At 64.6% G+C, this 15,282-nt stretch carries 17 protein-coding genes; 8 read left to right on the forward strand and 9 right to left on the reverse strand.

Annotation, left to right across the window (positions count from 1 at the left end; all coding sequences use genetic code 11):
• The first annotated feature begins 60 nt into the window (after window positions 1-60).
• Window positions 61-576 (forward strand): signal peptidase II, encoded by a 516-nt coding sequence (gene lspA, locus KRZ98_RS01420; RefSeq protein ID WP_217671891.1) that lies wholly within the window; start codon window positions 61-63, stop codon window positions 574-576.
• The gene (locus KRZ98_RS01425; RefSeq protein ID WP_217671893.1) at window positions 573-989 is read left to right on the forward strand and encodes a DUF3035 domain-containing protein; all 417 of its coding nucleotides are present in this window, start codon (window positions 573-575) and stop codon (window positions 987-989) included. The genes lspA and KRZ98_RS01425 overlap by 4 nt, the downstream gene beginning before the upstream one ends.
• A 196-nt stretch (window positions 990-1,185) precedes the next feature.
• Here the strand turns inward: KRZ98_RS01425 and dxs are convergent, their stop codons facing one another.
• Genes dxs through KRZ98_RS01450 form a run of 5 tightly spaced genes read right to left on the reverse strand, consistent with a single transcriptional unit; the run spans window position 1,186 to window position 6,223 of the window.
• A complete protein-coding gene (gene dxs, locus KRZ98_RS01430) occupies window positions 1,186-3,114 on the reverse strand; it encodes a 1-deoxy-D-xylulose-5-phosphate synthase (RefSeq protein WP_217671894.1) in 1,929 nt (642 codons plus the stop codon).
• Between the two features lie 49 nt (window positions 3,115-3,163).
• Window positions 3,164-3,631: a Fur family transcriptional regulator gene (locus KRZ98_RS01435; protein ID WP_217671895.1), complete on the reverse strand. Its 468-nt coding sequence runs from the start codon at window positions 3,629-3,631 to the stop codon at window positions 3,164-3,166.
• A 44-nt stretch (window positions 3,632-3,675) separates the two neighbouring features.
• Window positions 3,676-4,002, reverse strand: coding sequence for a DUF423 domain-containing protein (locus KRZ98_RS01440; RefSeq protein WP_217671897.1), 327 nt, complete (start codon window positions 4,000-4,002; stop codon window positions 3,676-3,678).
• A complete protein-coding gene (locus KRZ98_RS01445) occupies window positions 3,999-5,801 on the reverse strand; it encodes a cation:proton antiporter (protein ID WP_217671898.1) in 1,803 nt (600 codons plus the stop codon). The genes KRZ98_RS01440 and KRZ98_RS01445 overlap by 4 nt, the downstream gene beginning before the upstream one ends.
• The gene (locus tag KRZ98_RS01450) at window positions 5,801-6,223 is read right to left on the reverse strand and encodes an iron-sulfur cluster assembly scaffold protein (RefSeq protein ID WP_019051786.1); all 423 of its coding nucleotides are present in this window, start codon (window positions 6,221-6,223) and stop codon (window positions 5,801-5,803) included. The genes KRZ98_RS01445 and KRZ98_RS01450 overlap by 1 nt, the downstream gene beginning before the upstream one ends.
• A 129-nt stretch (window positions 6,224-6,352) precedes the next feature.
• On the opposite strand from KRZ98_RS01450, the gene KRZ98_RS01455 reads away from it, so the two are divergent.
• Entirely contained in the window at window positions 6,353-6,802 is a 450-nt protein-coding gene (locus KRZ98_RS01455; protein ID WP_217671899.1) for a YaiI/YqxD family protein, read from the forward strand.
• Complete coding sequence (locus KRZ98_RS01460) at window positions 6,802-7,974, forward strand: NAD(P)/FAD-dependent oxidoreductase (RefSeq protein WP_217671900.1); 1,173 nt, start codon at window positions 6,802-6,804, stop codon at window positions 7,972-7,974. The genes KRZ98_RS01455 and KRZ98_RS01460 overlap by 1 nt, the downstream gene beginning before the upstream one ends.
• Before the next feature lie 142 nt (window positions 7,975-8,116).
• Here the strand turns inward: KRZ98_RS01460 and KRZ98_RS01465 are convergent, their stop codons facing one another.
• The gene (locus KRZ98_RS01465) at window positions 8,117-10,171 is read right to left on the reverse strand and encodes a transglycosylase domain-containing protein (RefSeq protein WP_217671902.1); all 2,055 of its coding nucleotides are present in this window, start codon (window positions 10,169-10,171) and stop codon (window positions 8,117-8,119) included.
• A 108-nt stretch (window positions 10,172-10,279) separates the two neighbouring features.
• Between KRZ98_RS01465 and KRZ98_RS01470 the strand changes: the two genes are divergently transcribed.
• Entirely contained in the window at window positions 10,280-10,477 is a 198-nt protein-coding gene (locus KRZ98_RS01470) for a hypothetical protein (RefSeq protein WP_217671904.1), read from the forward strand.
• 5 nt (window positions 10,478-10,482) lie between these two features.
• On the opposite strand, the gene KRZ98_RS01475 is transcribed toward KRZ98_RS01470, so the two are convergent.
• The gene (locus KRZ98_RS01475; protein ID WP_217671906.1) at window positions 10,483-11,793 is read right to left on the reverse strand and encodes an MFS transporter; all 1,311 of its coding nucleotides are present in this window, start codon (window positions 11,791-11,793) and stop codon (window positions 10,483-10,485) included.
• 132 nt (window positions 11,794-11,925) lie between these two features.
• Between KRZ98_RS01475 and pgsA the strand changes: the two genes are divergently transcribed.
• From pgsA to KRZ98_RS01490, 3 genes are read left to right on the forward strand one after another with little or no spacing between them, the layout of a single operon-like run.
• A complete protein-coding gene (gene pgsA / locus KRZ98_RS01480; protein ID WP_006954539.1) occupies window positions 11,926-12,489 on the forward strand; it encodes a CDP-diacylglycerol--glycerol-3-phosphate 3-phosphatidyltransferase in 564 nt (187 codons plus the stop codon).
• A 9-nt stretch (window positions 12,490-12,498) separates the two neighbouring features.
• Window positions 12,499-12,753 carry a molybdopterin converting factor subunit 1 gene (gene moaD / locus KRZ98_RS01485; RefSeq protein ID WP_217671907.1) on the forward strand — a complete coding sequence of 85 codons (255 nt, stop codon included), beginning with the start codon at window positions 12,499-12,501 and terminating at the stop codon, window positions 12,751-12,753.
• Complete coding sequence (locus KRZ98_RS01490; protein ID WP_217671908.1) at window positions 12,750-13,199, forward strand: molybdenum cofactor biosynthesis protein MoaE; 450 nt, start codon at window positions 12,750-12,752, stop codon at window positions 13,197-13,199. The genes moaD and KRZ98_RS01490 overlap by 4 nt, the downstream gene beginning before the upstream one ends.
• 213 nt (window positions 13,200-13,412) lie before the next feature.
• Here KRZ98_RS01490 and KRZ98_RS01495 read toward each other — a convergent pair whose 3' ends face one another.
• On the reverse strand, window positions 13,413-14,342 hold the full coding sequence (locus KRZ98_RS01495) for a hydrogen peroxide-inducible genes activator (RefSeq protein ID WP_217671910.1): 930 nt from the start codon (window positions 14,340-14,342) through the stop codon (window positions 13,413-13,415).
• Between the two features lie 39 nt (window positions 14,343-14,381).
• Window positions 14,382-15,155, reverse strand: a complete 774-nt coding sequence (locus KRZ98_RS01500) for a sulfite exporter TauE/SafE family protein (protein ID WP_217671912.1) — start codon at window positions 15,153-15,155, stop codon at window positions 14,382-14,384.
• Between the last annotated feature and the right edge of the window lie 127 nt (window positions 15,156-15,282).

Raw genomic sequence — 15,282 nt, forward strand, 5'->3', positions numbered from 1 at the left:
ACCCTGGATGCTGACTTTCGTCAGCATGACGCTATGTTTTTAGGCTGAGACAACAGAACCATGCCCACCCCTGCCAATCACCGCCCGCTGGGCCTGACCGTTGCGATCGTGACGTTGGCGCTCGACCAGCTGATCAAATATGCCGTCACCTATCCGCTGGCGCTGAAAAGCCGGGCGGAGACGGGTATCGAGATTTTGCCGATCTTTCGCCTGCGCTGGCTGGAAAATCGCGGCGTGTCGATGGGCTTTTTCCATGCCGATACCGACCTGATGCGCTGGGCGCTGGTGGGGATGACGATATTGATCGCGGGCTTTGTCGGCGTGTGGATGTGGCGCGAAAAGGCGCGGCAGGATGTCGCGGCGCTGGGGCTGGTGCTGGGCGGGGCGATCGGCAATATCGTCGACCGGATCAGGCTGGGCTATGTCGTTGATTATGCGGACCTGCACTTTGGCGCATGGCGGCCCTTCCTGATTTTCAACCTGGCTGACGCAGCGATCACCATCGGCGTGCTGATCCTGCTTGCGCGGGCGTTGCTGCTGCGCGACAAGGGCGCAAATACGGAGACTTTGAAGTGAAGCTTAAACTGATCCTTGCCGCCGGTCTGCTCTCCACCCTGTCGGCCTGTGGCGGCGGCGGTGGCCTGTTCAACCGCGAACGGCCCGATGAATTTGCGGTGTCGCGTCAGGCGCCGCTGGTGATCCCGCCCGATTTCGCGCTGGTCCCGCCCGCGCCCGGCACGCCTTCGTCCAATGCGGTCGATTCGAGCAAGGCGGCGATGGAAGCGATGTTCGGTGGCCCGGCCCAGCGCAGCGCGACCGAAACATCGACGTTGAACGCCGCCGGTCGCGCCAATGCAGCGGCGGGAATCCGCTCGACCGCGGGCGATCCGGGGACCGAAGTGGTCGACAAGGGCGCAGCCACCCGCGACATTATTGCAGCGCCGGAAGGCGACGGGCAGGACGCGAGGGCGGCAACGCCGCAGCAGTAAGGAATGAGAAAAGGGGCCGGATGGCCCCTTTTTTATGGTGATAGCTGCATTGGCTGATTTTCGGGTGAAACTCTGCCCTCCGTTCGTTTCGAGCGAAGTCGAGAAACCTGTGCATGATGTTTCTCGACTTCGCTCGAAATGAACGGAGCAAAGTGAGGTTATCAGACCTCAGACCCTCCCCCTAAGGAGGAGGACTTTACGCCCGCGCTTCCGTTCCCACGCTGTTATGCCGCAATGCCGTCAGCACGGTGTCGATGATGGCATCCGCGTCCAGGTGGGCGTCGGCATATTGTTTTTCGGGCTTGTCCTGATCCTGAAACACGTCCGGCAGGCGCAGGGTGCGTAGTTTCAGGCCGTTGTCGATGAGGCCAAGGTCGCTGGCCAGTGTCAGCACATGGGCGCCAAGGCCGCCGATTGCGCCTTCCTCTATCGTCACAGCGACTTCGTGGGTGGTGAGCAGGCGGCGGATCATCGCTTCGTCGAGCGGCTTGGCGAAGCGCAGGTCGGCGACGGTGGTGGAAAGGCCGCGCGCTTCCAATGCTTCGGCGGCTTTCAGCGCTTCCTCCAGCCGCGTGCCGAGTGAGAGGATGGCGACCTGCCGCCCTTCGCGCACGATGCGGCCTTTGCCGATTTCCAGGCGTTCGGGGACGACAGGCATATCGACGCCGGTGCCGTTGCCGCGCGGGTAGCGCAGCGCAATCGGCCCGCTGTCATGGCAGGCGGCGGTGTGGGTCATATGGACCAGTTCGGCTTCGTCCGCCGCGGCCATCACCACCATATTGGGCAGGGTGGCGAGATAGGTGACATCGAAACTGCCCGCATGGGTGGAGCCGTCCGCACCGACAAGGCCCGCGCGGTCGATGGCGAACCGGACCGGCAGATTCTGGATCGCGACGTCATGGACGACCTGATCGTAAGCGCGTTGCAGGAAGGTCGAATAGATGGCGCAGAAAGGCCGCATCCCTTGCGCGGCGAGGCCAGCGGCGAAGGTGACGGCATGTTGTTCGGCGATGCCGACGTCAAAGCAGCGGTCGGGGAAGGCGGTTGCGAATTTGTCGAGGCCCGTGCCGGACGGCATGGCCGCGGTGATGGCGCAGACTGTGGGATCGCGCTGCGCCTCGGCGATCAGCGCCTGGGCAAAGACATTGGTGTAGCTGGGCGGGCCGGGCGGTGCCTTGGCCTGGGTGCCGGTGATGACGTCGAATTTCTGGACGCCATGATATTTGTCGTCGGCGGCTTCGGCGGGACCGTAGCCCTTGCCCTTTTGCGTGACGACATGGATCAGGCACGGCCCTTCGGCGGCGTCGCGGACATTTTCCAGCACCGGGATCAGCTGGTCGAGATTGTGGCCGTCGATCGGGCCGACATAGTAAAAGCCCAGTTCCTCGAACAAGGTGCCGCCCATCGCCATGCCGCGGGCGAATTCGTCGGTCTTGCGCGCGGCATTGTGGAGCGGGCGGGGCAGCTTGCGCGCCAGCTTCTTGGCAAGGTCGCGCAGGCCGAGAAATTCGCGACTGGAGACAAGGCGCGCGAGATAGCCCGACAGGCCGCCGACCGGCGGGGCGATCGACATATCATTGTCGTTCAGGATGACGATCAGGCGATTGCCCGCCGCCTGCGCATTGTTCATCGCCTCATAGGCCATGCCTGCCGACATCGCGCCGTCGCCGATGACGGCGATGCCCTTGCCCGGCTGATCCTGCATCTTGTTGGCGATGGCAAAGCCCAAAGCCGCGCTGATCGATGTGGAGCTGTGCGCCGCGCCGAACGGGTCATATTCGGACTCGGCGCGCTTGGTGAAACCCGACAGGCCGCCACCCTGACGCAGGGTGCGGATGCGATCGCGCCGCCCGGTCAGGATTTTATGCGGGTAGCATTGATGCCCCACGTCCCAGATCAGCTTGTCGCGGGGCGTGTCGAACACATAATGGATCGCTGTGGTGAGTTCCACCACGCCAAGCCCGGACCCCAGATGGCCGCCAGTGACGCCGACGGCGGCGATCACTTCCTGCCGCAGCTCGTCGGCGAGTTGCCGCAGCTGCTCCGGCTTGAGGGCGCGCAGGTCGGACGGCCAGATCACCTGGTCGAGCAACGGGGTTTCGGGGCGATCGTTCATAAAAGGCATAGACTCGTCAGGGCGCTAGGCCGTTCCGTCGCGAAGCGCAACGATCCACTTATGCAGCGCATTTGGCGCATGTTCCCAAAATCTCGATCACCGGGCGTTCGGGCCTGAACCCTTCCTGCTCGGCAACGGCGCGGACCTGGTTGGTGACCTTGTCATCATCAAGGTGCGTGGCCTGCTTGCAGGTGCGGCACACCAGGAAGATGCAGTCGTGATGGCAGCCGGGATGGGCGTTGGCGATATAGGCGTTGGCGCTTTCCACCCGCATCGCGATATTGTTGGTCACGAACAGGTCGAGGATGCGATAGACGCTGTTGGGCGCGACCCGCTTGCCGCGCGCCTTGGACACGGTATCGGCGATGTCATAGGCCGAAGCGGGCTTTTCCTCCGCCGCCAGCGCGTCGAAAATGGCCGCGCGCATGGGCGTCCATTGTTCGCTCTGCGCTTCCAGCGTGACGCGCGCGGCGTCGGCCAGCCGGGTGCCGGTGGGTTCGTGATGATGATGGTGATGGTCGGCCATGACGTCAATCTAGGCCGGGTCAGTGGCGGGGGCAAGGGCGCGCGTCAGCGTTGCCCGAAGGTCCATGCCGCCCACAGCCATCCGGCGATCATCAGCAGCCCGCCGATCGGGGTGATCGCGCCCAGCCATTTGGGTGCGCCCAGCGCCATGGCATAGAGGGTGAGGGCGAATATTGCCGCGCCGACCAGCAGCAGCGCCGCCGCGCCGCGCGCGACGCCCATGATCGCCAGCGCGGCGACGGCGTGGACCAGTTGATACAGGCCGCCGGTGCGCAGCCATTCGACCGCCTTGGCATCGGTAACGCCATGCGCGCCGAACGCGCCCGCGCCGATGGCCAGGGCGGCGGACAGGGCGGCGAAAATCGCGATCATGTCTTGTCTCCATCGCCACGGGTCAGCAGGCGCATCCCCCGGCCGGGGCGATACATCAGGTCTTTGGCCGCGATCAGGCTGCCATGCTCGATCTGAAGCGCGAGGCGCTGCTGATCATTGGCGCGATATTGGCGTTCGACTTCCTCGATTTCCTCAGGCGGGACGCCGAGCGCCTGCATCGCCTGCACGCCCATGCAGATGGCCGATTCATAAACTTCGCGGACGACGGCGGCCAGATCCATATCCTGCAAGGCCAGCAATTGCCGCCGGTCGAAAGCGCGGACCATGAGCGCAGCCTGCGGGAAGGCTTCGGCGATCGGCTGGAGTGTGCGGCTGTCGAGCGAGGGATCGTCGATGCAGAAGGCGATCAGCCGGGCTTCGTCCGCACCTGCGCGGTGTAGCAGGTCGATACGGGTGCCGTCGCCATAATAGACCTTCGTGTCGAAGCGCTGCGACACTTCGATCTGGGCAGGCTTCTTGTCGATCGACACGACGGCAAAGCCATGGCCGATCAGCATCTGCGCGACGGTCTGGCCGAACCGGCCATAGCCCACGACGATGGCGGTGCCGCGTGGCGCCTGGTCCGGGCCGGGCAGGTCCGCGCCATCTTTGGGCGCGGCGAACTCGAAGCGGCGGGCGAACAGCATCAGGAAGGGCGTGGTCGCCATGGAGAAGGTGACGATGGCGCTGAACAGGCTGGCGGCTTCGGGCGCGATCAGCAGCGCGCCCTGCGCCTGGGCGAACAGGACGAAGCCGAATTCGCCGCCCTGGCTCAGCAACAGGCCAGCGCCCAGTGCGGGTCGCCAGTCCATGCCGAACAGGCGGGCAAGGCCAGCGATGATCGCCGCCTTGGTCGCGACCAGGATCAGCGCCATGCCGATGACGAATATCGGGTTGGCCGCGACGGTGGCGAGGTCCAGCACCATGCCGACGGCCAGGAAGAAAAGGCCGAGCAGGATAGAGCGGAAGGGTTCGACGTCGGCCTCAATCTCATGCCGGTAGGGCGAATCGGCGAGCATCACGCCCGCGACGAAGGCGCCCAGCGCGGTCGACAGGTGCAGGCTGTGCATCAGCGCGGCGGCGGCCAGCACGGTGAACAGGCCGACGGTGACGAACAGCTCGCGCTCGCCAAACCGCCCGACAAGGGACAGGAGCGGGCGCAGTATGAAGCGGCCTGTAAGGACGAGGCCGACAATCGCTGCGACCGTGTAGGCCGCCGTCATCCATCCCGGTGGTCCGCCCGCGTCAGCCGGATTGCGGGAGAGCGCCGCGACGATAGTGATCAGCGGGACGATGGAGAGATCCTGAAACAGCAGGATCGAGAATATTTTTTCACCAAAGGGCGAATTGATTCTGCCACTGGACTTGAGGCCCGGCAAGACCTGCGCCGTCGAGGAAAGCGCGAGCGGCAGGCCGAGCGCAATCGCAGCGCCCCAGGTGAAGCCGGTGAAGTAGAAGATGATCGCGGTGAGGGCGCAGCCGCACAGCACGACCTGCGCCATGCCGAGTGCGAAGATGTCCTTTTTCAACCGCCAGAGACGGGCGGGATGAAGTTCCAGGCCGACGAGGAAGAGCAGCAGGACGATGCCGATTTCGGCAATGGCGAGCTTCGATTCGCCCCCGCCGACCAGCCCCAGCCCCTGCGGCCCGACCAGCGCCCCCGCGACGAGATAGCCCAGCACCGCACCAAGCCCGAAGCGGCGGAAAATGATGACGAACAACAAGGCAGCACCCAGCAGGATGACGCCATCGGACAGGAGTATTTCGGTTGCGCTGACCGGCGTGGGTGGTGTCGGCATCAGGCGTCCGCCATCCGCGCGGCTTCGGCAATGGCTTCAAAGCCCAGGCGGATCGAGGCGTGACGGGCAGGATAGCCGCGCGCCGGGGCCAGCACGGCAAGGCCAGGCCAGAAATCGAGATCGTCGCTGGCGCCCGACAGATAGGCGGTCAGCTTGTCGCGGGCCTCGGCCAGTTCGTCGGCGCTCATGCCGATCGCCTGCGCCGCCATCAGCGAGGCGGACGCCTGCCCCAGCGCGCACGCCTTTACGTCCAGCCCGATGTCGGACAGGCGACCGTCGGCCATCGCCACGTCCACCGTCACCCGTGATCCGCAAGTGGGCGACCGCCGCTCGACGCTCGCCTGCGGGGCGGGCAGGCGGTGGTGGTGCGGGATGCTGGCGGCGAGCCGCAAAATATCTTTGTTGTACAGGGGAGCGCTCATTGCGTCCCATGTAGGGCAGGATCGCTGTGGGGTGAAGGCGGCGAATGGTCATAGGGGGAAATAATGGGACCACGCGGCGCTGCAATCGGGCCATTGTGAAGTGCGGCCCCCGCGCTTATCGCGCCATCCATGAAGATTCTGGTCGATGCCGATGCCTGTCCTGTGAAGGACGAGATTTACAAGGTCGCCTTTCGCCATGGCGTGCCGGTGACGATCGTCAGCAACAGTCCGATCCGAATCCCGGCGCATGAATTGCTCGACCGGGTGGTGGTGAGCGACGGGTTCGACGCGGCCGATGACTGGATTGCCGAGCGCGCCGATGCGGGAACGGTGTGTATCACCGCCGACATTTTGCTGGCCGACCGGTGCCTGAAAGAGGGCGCGGTCGTGATCGCGCCCAATGGCAAGCCCTTCACATTGAGTTCCATCGGCGCGGCGATTGCCACGCGGGCGATCATGGCGGATCTGCGCGCCGGGGGTGAGCAGATTGGCGGGCCACCGCCGTTCGGCAAGAATGACCGGTCGCGTTTCCTGTCGGCGCTGGACGAGGCGCTGGTGCGTCTGAAGCGGGGTCGCTGATGGCCGATTGGGACGCGATCATCCTGGGCGCGGGCGCAGCGGGAATGATGTGCGCGGCTGTCGCGGGTCAGCGGGGCAAGCGGGTGCTGCTGGTCGATCATGCCGACCAGGTGGGCAAGAAAATCCTGATTTCGGGCGGCGGGCGGTGCAATTTCACCAATGTCGACACGGCGGCGGATCGCTATCTGTCGGCTAATCCGCATTTCGCCAAGTCGGCGCTGGGGCGGTATAGCGCGCAGGATTTCATCGCGCTGGTCGATAGCTATGGCATCGCCTGGCATGAAAAGACGCTGGGGCAGCTGTTCTGCGACGGGTCCGCGAAACAGATCGTCGCGATGCTGGAGGAGGAATGTGCCAAGGGCGGCGTGAGGCTGGCGCTGGGGCAGCCGGTGGCGGATGTGAGCCATGGCGACGGCCTGTATCAGGTGACGACGGGCGGTGTTGAGCATCGTGCGCCCGCGCTGGTGCTGGCGACCGGCGGGCCGTCCATTCCGAAAATGGGCGCGACCGGCTTTGCCTATGAGGTCGCGCGGCAGTTCGGGTTGTCGATTGTCCAGCCCCGGCCTGCGCTGGTGCCGTTTACCCTGGGGACGCAGGAGGCGCTGTTTCAGGCGCTGTCGGGGGTGTCGGCAGACGTCGCGGTCCGCTGGAACAAGGTGCGGTTTCGCGAGGCGGCCTTGTTCACCCATCGCGGCCTGTCCGGCCCGGCGATGTTGCAGATATCCTCCTACTGGCAGCATCGCACGCCGATCCATGTCGATTTCCTGCCCGATCATGGTGCGGACTGGCTGATCGAGGCCAAGCGGGAGCGGCCGCGGGCCAGCCTGCGCAAGGTTGTCGCGCAGGCGCTGACGGAAAGGCTGGCCGATGCGCTGCTGGATCGGGCCGAGGTGCAGGGCGAGATGGGCAGCCTGTCCGACAAGGTGCTGCGACAACTGGGCGCGCGGCTGCATGACTGGCCGTTCGAGCCAACGGGGACGGAAGGCTATGCCAAGGCGGAGGTGACGGTCGGGGGAATCGCGACGGCGGGCCTGTCATCGCGGACGATGGAGGCGAATAAGGTGCCGGGCCTGTACGCGATCGGCGAGGCGGTGGATGTGACCGGATGGCTGGGCGGCTATAATTTCCAATGGGCTTGGGCCAGTGGATGGGCGGCTGGGCAGGCGGTTTAGGGCTGACCTTGTTCGCCCTCCCGCAGGCGGGAGGGGGCTAGGGGGTGGGTTGATGCGAGGTTGCGTTTGCCCACCCCGCTGCGACTAAGGCGCTGCGCGCCCAAGTCTCGCTGCCCCTCCCGCTTGCGGGAGGGGAATAGATTTAAGGCCCGCTATCCTCTCCCTCTGGCGGTTGCGTGGGGGCGATGCGGGGTGGGGGGACGTCGGCTGGCGGGGCGGGCTGGTCGGTGGGCAGGCGGATTTGGGCCGGGCCGATATTCACCGTCATGCCGCCTTCGTCGACACCGAGCTGGACATTGCCGATGCCGGTTTCGACGCTGATATTGGCGATGGCGTTGACCAGGTCTGCGTCCTGGGTTTCGACCGGAGCATCCTCGACCGTTTCGTTGATCGCGCCGCTCATGAAATTGCGCCAGATGCGCGCGGGGATGCCGCCGCCCGCTGCGCCGCCGGGGAGCGGGCTATTGTCGTCATTGCCGATCCACACCGCCGTCACCAGACCGCCGGCATAGCCCACGAAAATGGCGTCGCGGCTGTCCTGGGTCGTGCCGGTCTTGCCGAAGGTGCTGGTGCGCAGAGCCGCCGCGCTGCCGGTGCCGCGGTTGGCGGCGGAGGACAGGAGATCGCGGATCATCGCCAGTTCGTCGTCGCCAAAGGAGCGCTGGCGCGCCATCAACTTCTCGAACCAGCCCTGCTCTTCGGGGGGCAGGCCATGGGCAAGGACGGGATAGGCACCCGCCGCGACCGCCGCATAGGCTTCGGCCAGTTCGATCAGCGGAATTTCCGATGTGCCGAGCGCTAGGCTGAGATCCTCGGTGAGCGGCGCGGTGACGCCCAGATCGCGGGCGACCTTGATCACATTATCGACGCCGACCTTCTGGGTCAGCCGGACGGCAGCGACATTGCTGGAGGCAGCAAAGGCCTGACGCAGGCTGATGCGGCCGCGATATTTGCCGCCATGATTGGCCGGGCGATAGCTGCCGGTGGTGATCGGCGTGTCGTCGATCATATCCTCCGGCGTCATGCCCGCGCGGAAAGCGGCGAGATAGACGAACAGCTTGAAGGTCGATCCGGGCTGACGCTTGGCCTGGACGGCGCGGTTGAAGCTGCTCTTGGTGTAATTCTTGCCACCGACCATGGCGACGACGCTGCCGTCGGGCTTCATCGCCACAAGCGCCGCCTGCGCCCCGCCCAGCGGTGCGCGACGGATCGCGGCTTCGGCGAGGCGCTGGATGCGCCAGTCGAGCGTGGTGTCGATCTTCTGCTCACCATAGACCGCGCCTGCCCGGTCGCGCGCCTGCGGCAACACCCAGTCGGCAAAATAGGTGCCGGTGGTGGCATCGGGGGTTTCGCGGACGTTGAGGCGGGCAGGCGGCAGCGCGTTGCGTTCCGCCTGGCTGATATAGCCAGCGTCCACCATCGCCTGCGTCACCAGTGCGGCGCGGGCGCGGGCGCCCTTCAGGTTGCTGGTCGGCGCGAGGCGGGACGGGGCTTTCAGCAGGCCCGCCAGCATCGCGGCCTGCGGGATGGTCAGCCGTTCGGGCGCGCGGTTGAAATAATGGAGCGAGGCGGCGCGCAGGCCGTACACATTGTCGCCGAAATAGACGTTTGAGAGATAGCGTTCGAGGATCTGGTCCTTGGTCAGCCAGGCTTCGAGCCAGAAGGCGATCATCGCCTCACGCGCCTTGCGCCCCATGGTGCGATCGCTGGAAAGGAATACGCCCTTCGCCAGTTGCTGGGTGATGGTGCTGCCGCCCTGCGACGACCCGTCCGACCAGAGATTGTGCCAGGCGGCGCGGGCGACGCCGCGCGGATCGACGCCCCAATGGCTGTAGAAGCGCCGATCCTCGATCGCCATGAAGGCTTGCGGCACATGGGCGGGCAGCTGGGCGATGGTGACGGGCGTGTCGATCACAGCACCGCGCCGGGCAATGAGGTGGCTGTCCGCCGACATCAGGCTGATGCTGGGCGGGGCGATCGGCCGCAGCGATCGGGAGAGTGGGGCGGTGACGGCGAGCCAGCCGATCATCAGCATCAGCAGCGCCAGACCGGCCGCGATGATCCAGCCCAATATCTGCAACCGGCGTCGCCAGGGCGTGGGCGGGGCGAAGGCGCTGGGCGGCCCTGCGCCAAATTCACGCGGGGGCAGCGAGGCAGGATCGACGGTGCTGGACGGATCGGTCATCGGTTCAGCCATGCTGTATTATTCACCTGATACAGTCAAGTCTGTCCCGCGCCGGGACAGGCCAATGTTAACCATCTTTCGCGATGGCCCAAATGGTAAATAATGCGTTAACCAGTGGCTATGCGAACACGTCCCCTTGTCCTGACGACCGAATCCGCCCGCCACCCCTTTCGCCAGCGGTTGCCCCAGCATGTGCTGCGTGTCGTGGAGCCAGCGCCTGCGCGCAAGCGGAAGATGGTTGATGACGATAGCGACTGGAAGCTGTTTGGGTTGAGCTTCTGCGCCTTCTTCACGGCGTTCTACAGCTTCATTTTCTGAGCGCATCACGCGCAGACAGGGCCGTCGCAGGCCTTGTGCAGTTTCCACGCCAGCCAGGCGCAGGGCAGGCAGAGCAGGGCGACCAGCAGCAGCTGCTTCACCACCGACAGCCCGGCGATCGTCAGGCCGATCGCTATCACCGATCCGATCACCATCGCGCCGGAATTGACGATATTATTGGCCGCGACCGTGCGCGCCGCTTCGCATTTTTCGACCGTGGTGGTCAGGAAGGCGTAGAGCGGCACGACGAACATGCCGCCGAAAGTCGCAACGCCCAACAGGCAGGCGGACAGCGCGATCGCCATGGGATGGGCGAGGAAGCCGGTAAAGGACAGCATCTCCCCGGCGGGCGCTGGCGTCCATAATGCGCACACGACATGGAAGGCGACGATGCACGCGCCCATGCCGATGACCGATGCGGGGGCATATTTGGCCGATACATGGCCGCAGAGCAGCCGGTTGATCGCGACTGAGCCGATGGCGATGCCGATCGAGAAAATGCCCAGGAACAGGCTGGCGACCGATTTGTCGGCGGTCAGCACATTTTTGACCAGCGGCGGAAACTGGATGAACAGGATGGAGCCGACCGCCCAGAACAGGCTGATCGACATGATGGCCAGAAAGAGCCGACGGATATGCATGGTGCCGCGCACCAGCGTGACGGACGACCGGATGATGTGGAAATCGATCGGCGTGCGTTCCAGCAGCGACGGGGCGGGCGGCACTTCACGGCCCGCGACATAGCCGATCAGCGCGGTGATGACGATGCCGATCGCGGCAATCTCCACCGGGATCAGGCCAGCGAGGATTGTGCCGGCCAGGATGGCGATATAGGTGCCGGCCTCCACCAGGCCGGTGCCGCCCAGCACTTCTTCATCGTGAAGATGCTGGGGCAGGATGGCATATTTGATCGGGCCGAAGAAGGTGGAGTGAACTCCCATGGCGAACAAAGCGAGCAGCAGCAGCGGAATGGCCAGCGTGTGGATGGCGATGCCACCCCAGATGAGGCCAAGGCCGGTCGCGCCGACCAGCATGATCGCGATTTCCGCACCCTTGACCCATCGGATGATGACCGCCTTGTCGCGCTGGTCGGCCAGTTGCCCCGATAGCGCAGACAGCAGAAAGAAGGGCAGGATGAAGATGCCGGTCGCCAGCGCGCTGAACCAGGTTTCGGATCGTTCGTCATTATAGACCTGATAGACGACGAACAGCACCATCGCGTTCTTGAACAGATTGTCGTTGAACGCGCCCAGCAACTGGGTGATGAAAAGCGGCAGAAAACGGCGCTTGTTCAGGAGCCTGAGAGAGGCTTTCATGGATGAATCTGGCTTCTTTTCCGTTAGCGACCGGTGCGGGGTCTAGCCGCTGCCGGTGCCGCTGTCCAATCCCGTCACCGCAAACATGCGGCCCACCTTGTGCGTCGGGCCGGACTGTGGCAGTCGGCGGCGATGCTGACGCTGCCTAATCTGCTCACGCTTTCGCGCATCGTCACGGTGCCGTTGCTGGTCGCCCTGCTGTGGCCCGCGGAAATGGGCGCGCGCTGGATCACTGGCTATGCGCTGGCCTTCGCGCTCTATTGCCTGATGGGCATTACCGATTATTTCGACGGCTATCTGGCGCGCGCGCAGGGCGCGGTGTCGCGGCTGGGCATTTTCCTGGACCCCATCGCCGACAAGATCATGGTGGCCGCCGTCATCCTGATGCTGAGCGCAACGCGCGACATAGCGGGCATCCACATCGTTGCCGCGATGATCATCCTGCTGCGCGAGATTGCCGTGTCGGGGCTGCGTGAGTTTCTGGCGGGAATACAGGTGTCGGTTCCGGTGTCGCGGCTGGCCAAGTGGAAAACCACCTTCCAGATCATTGCGCTGGGTGCGCTGATCCTGGCGGGGGCGGTGCCGCAATTCCCCTTCGTCCAGGCGGTCGGCATCGTGACGCTATGGGCCGCTGCCTTGCTGACGCTGATAACCGGCTGGGATTATCTGCGCGTCGGCATAAAGCATATGGATTGAGCCGGGCCGATGCTGACGATCGTCTATTTCGCCTGGGTGCGTGAGCGGATCGGGCTGGATGAGGAGCAGGTGGCGCGGCCTGAGCTGGGCGCGACCGTTGCCGATCTGGTGGCTGGGCTGGCGGCGCGGGGCGGCGGTTATGCCGAGGCGCTGGGGGATGCGACGCGGTTGCGGGCGGCATTGGACCAGCGGTTCGTGGGCCTCGATACGGTGATTGGCGATGCGCGCGAGTTGGCGCTGTTTCCGCCGGTGACCGGGGGATGAAGCGGGTCGCGGTGCAGGCCGGGGATTTCGATGTCGCGGCGGAACTGGCGGCGCTCGAAGCGCTGGGCGGCGGCGGGGTGGCGAGCTTTACCGGCGTGGTGCGCGGTGGCGGCGGGCTGATCGCGCTGGAACTGGAACATTATCCGGCGATGACCAAGGTGCAGGTCGACCGCATCTGTGACGAGGCGATGGCGCGCTGGCCGCTGCTGGGCTTGAGCGTCATCCACCGTTTCGGACGGCTGGAGCCGGGCGCGCGGATCGTGTTCGTGGGCACCGCATCGCGCCATCGCACCGCCGCGCTGGAAAGCTGCGCCTTCCTGATCGACTGGCTGAAATCGGAGGCGCCCTTCTGGAAGAAGGAGCATTTTGCCGACGGCGCGACCGGGTGGGTCGAGGCGCGGGTTGAGGATGAGGTCAAGGCGAAGGGGTGGAATGGCCAGGACTGAACGCTACTGCAACTCCTCTCTTTGCAGGGACGGCCACTGTGCATGACGTTCCGTTATCCCTTCAACGTCATGCTGAACTCGTTTCAGCATCCATCATGCCCCAAAAGCTGCGGTTGGAGACGAGAAATGGATCCTGAAATAAATTCAGGATGACGATGAAGGAGGGGGTAGTTTCATATGCGATAGCCCTGCCCTGCGGACGAGGATTTGGCGCTACGCCGCCTCCACCATCACCGCAGGAGGGTCGGAAGCCTCGCGCAATATCCCGGCGAGGAGATGGAATTCCTTTTCGCGCGGACTGTTCTTGCGCCAGACCAAGGCGATGTCGCGCCAGGCGCGGTCGGAGCGGAGGGGGCGGGCGACAATCTGGGTATGTTCCAATATGCCGCTGGTGATAGCCATTTCTGGCAGCATGGTGACGCCCAGGCCATTGTCGACCATCTGGATCAGCGTGTGCAGCGACGTCCCCATCATGATCGCGCTGGCGCGCAGTTCGGGGCGGTTGCAGGCGGCCAGCGCATGGTCCTTGAGGCAATGACCATCCTCCAGCAGCAATAATTTGCTCTCGTCGATCATTTCCGGCCCGATCCAGTCGGGCGGATCGCGCGGGTCGTCGCGCGGGAAGGCGACATAGAGGCGGTCCTGAAAGAGGATCTCGCTTTCCAGTTCGCCCGTCGGGAAGGGGAGGGCGAGCAGGACGCAATCGACATTGCCGTGGCGCAACGATTCGATCGCCGCCGATGTTGTTTCCTCGCGCAGATAGAGTTTGAGTTCGGGGCGGTCGGCGCGCAGCCGGGGGAGGAGGCGCGGCAGGAGGAAGGGGGCAATGGTCGGGATCACGCTCATGCGCAGTTCCCCCGACAGCGGCTTGCCGGATGCTTCGGCGATGGCGGAAAGCTCCTCCGCCTCGCGCAAAACCCGGTGCGCCTTTTCCACGATGCGATCGCCCAGCGCGGTGAAGCGGACGACGCGGCGGGTGCGCTCGACCAGGGTGACGCCCAGCAGCGACTCCAACTCGCGGATGCCCGCCGACAGGGTGGACTGGGTGACGTAGCAGCTGTCGGCGGCCTTGCCGAAATGACCCTGTTCCTTCAGCGCAACCAGATATTGCAGCTGTTTGAGGGTAGGCATGTAGTTGGACATCTATCGGCTTCCTCGATCAGAAAGCCGAATATAAGTGCCTTAGCCGATATATCCAAGAAATTTGGCGAGGCCGAACATCGAGGTGATGGTCAGGATGATGCCGACCGCGGTGAACAGCAGGCGGGGCGGGATGTGCCGGGCGAGCATCGCGCCGATCGGGGCCGCGGCGACGCCGCCGATCAGCAGGCCGAGCGTATAGGTGGTGAAGGCCTGCCAGCCCAGATGAATGAGGAAGGTGATGCTGATCGACAGGGTCAGGAAAAATTCGACCGTATTGACCGTGCCGATCGTATGGCGCGGGCTGGACCCCTGCAACAGCAGGTTGGACGTCACGATCGGACCCCAGCCGCCACCGCCGGTCGCATCCATGAACCCGCCGACCAGGCCGAGCGGCGCAACCCAATTGGGGTCTTTCTGCTTGGGCGGCAGGTGAAAGCCGCGCCAGACCAGATAAAGGCCGATGCCCGCGAGATAGGTCTGGATATAGGGTTTGATGACCGCGCCGTCGATATTGGACAGGACATAGGCGCCGGTCACGCCGCCGATGACGCCGGGGATGATGAGTTTGGAAAACAGCTTCCAGTCCACATTCTTGTGCAGGATATGGCTGATCGCGGAAACGGCGGTGGTGAAGGTTTCAGCGACATGGACACTGGCCGATGCGCGGCTGGGCGGCACGCCGAGTGTGAGCAGCAGGGTGCTGGAGATGACGCCATAGGCCATGCCGAGCGCGCCATCGACCATCTGGGCACCAAAGCCGACAAGGATGAAGGGCAGGATTTCGCCGAAATTGGCGGTGAAAGCGTCGATCATCCGGTTGCCTCTGGTCTGATTGTCTACCTCTATGATTGGCTTATCCGGGGCCGCCAAGCAAGTTTCTATTTTGCGTTGCAAAGGGGAAATAGCGCCGTCTCTGGAAAAATCGGACTTGGGACGCTAT

Source organism: Sphingobium sp. AS12 (genome assembly GCF_019097845.1).
GTDB lineage: Bacteria > Pseudomonadota > Alphaproteobacteria > Sphingomonadales > Sphingomonadaceae > Sphingobium.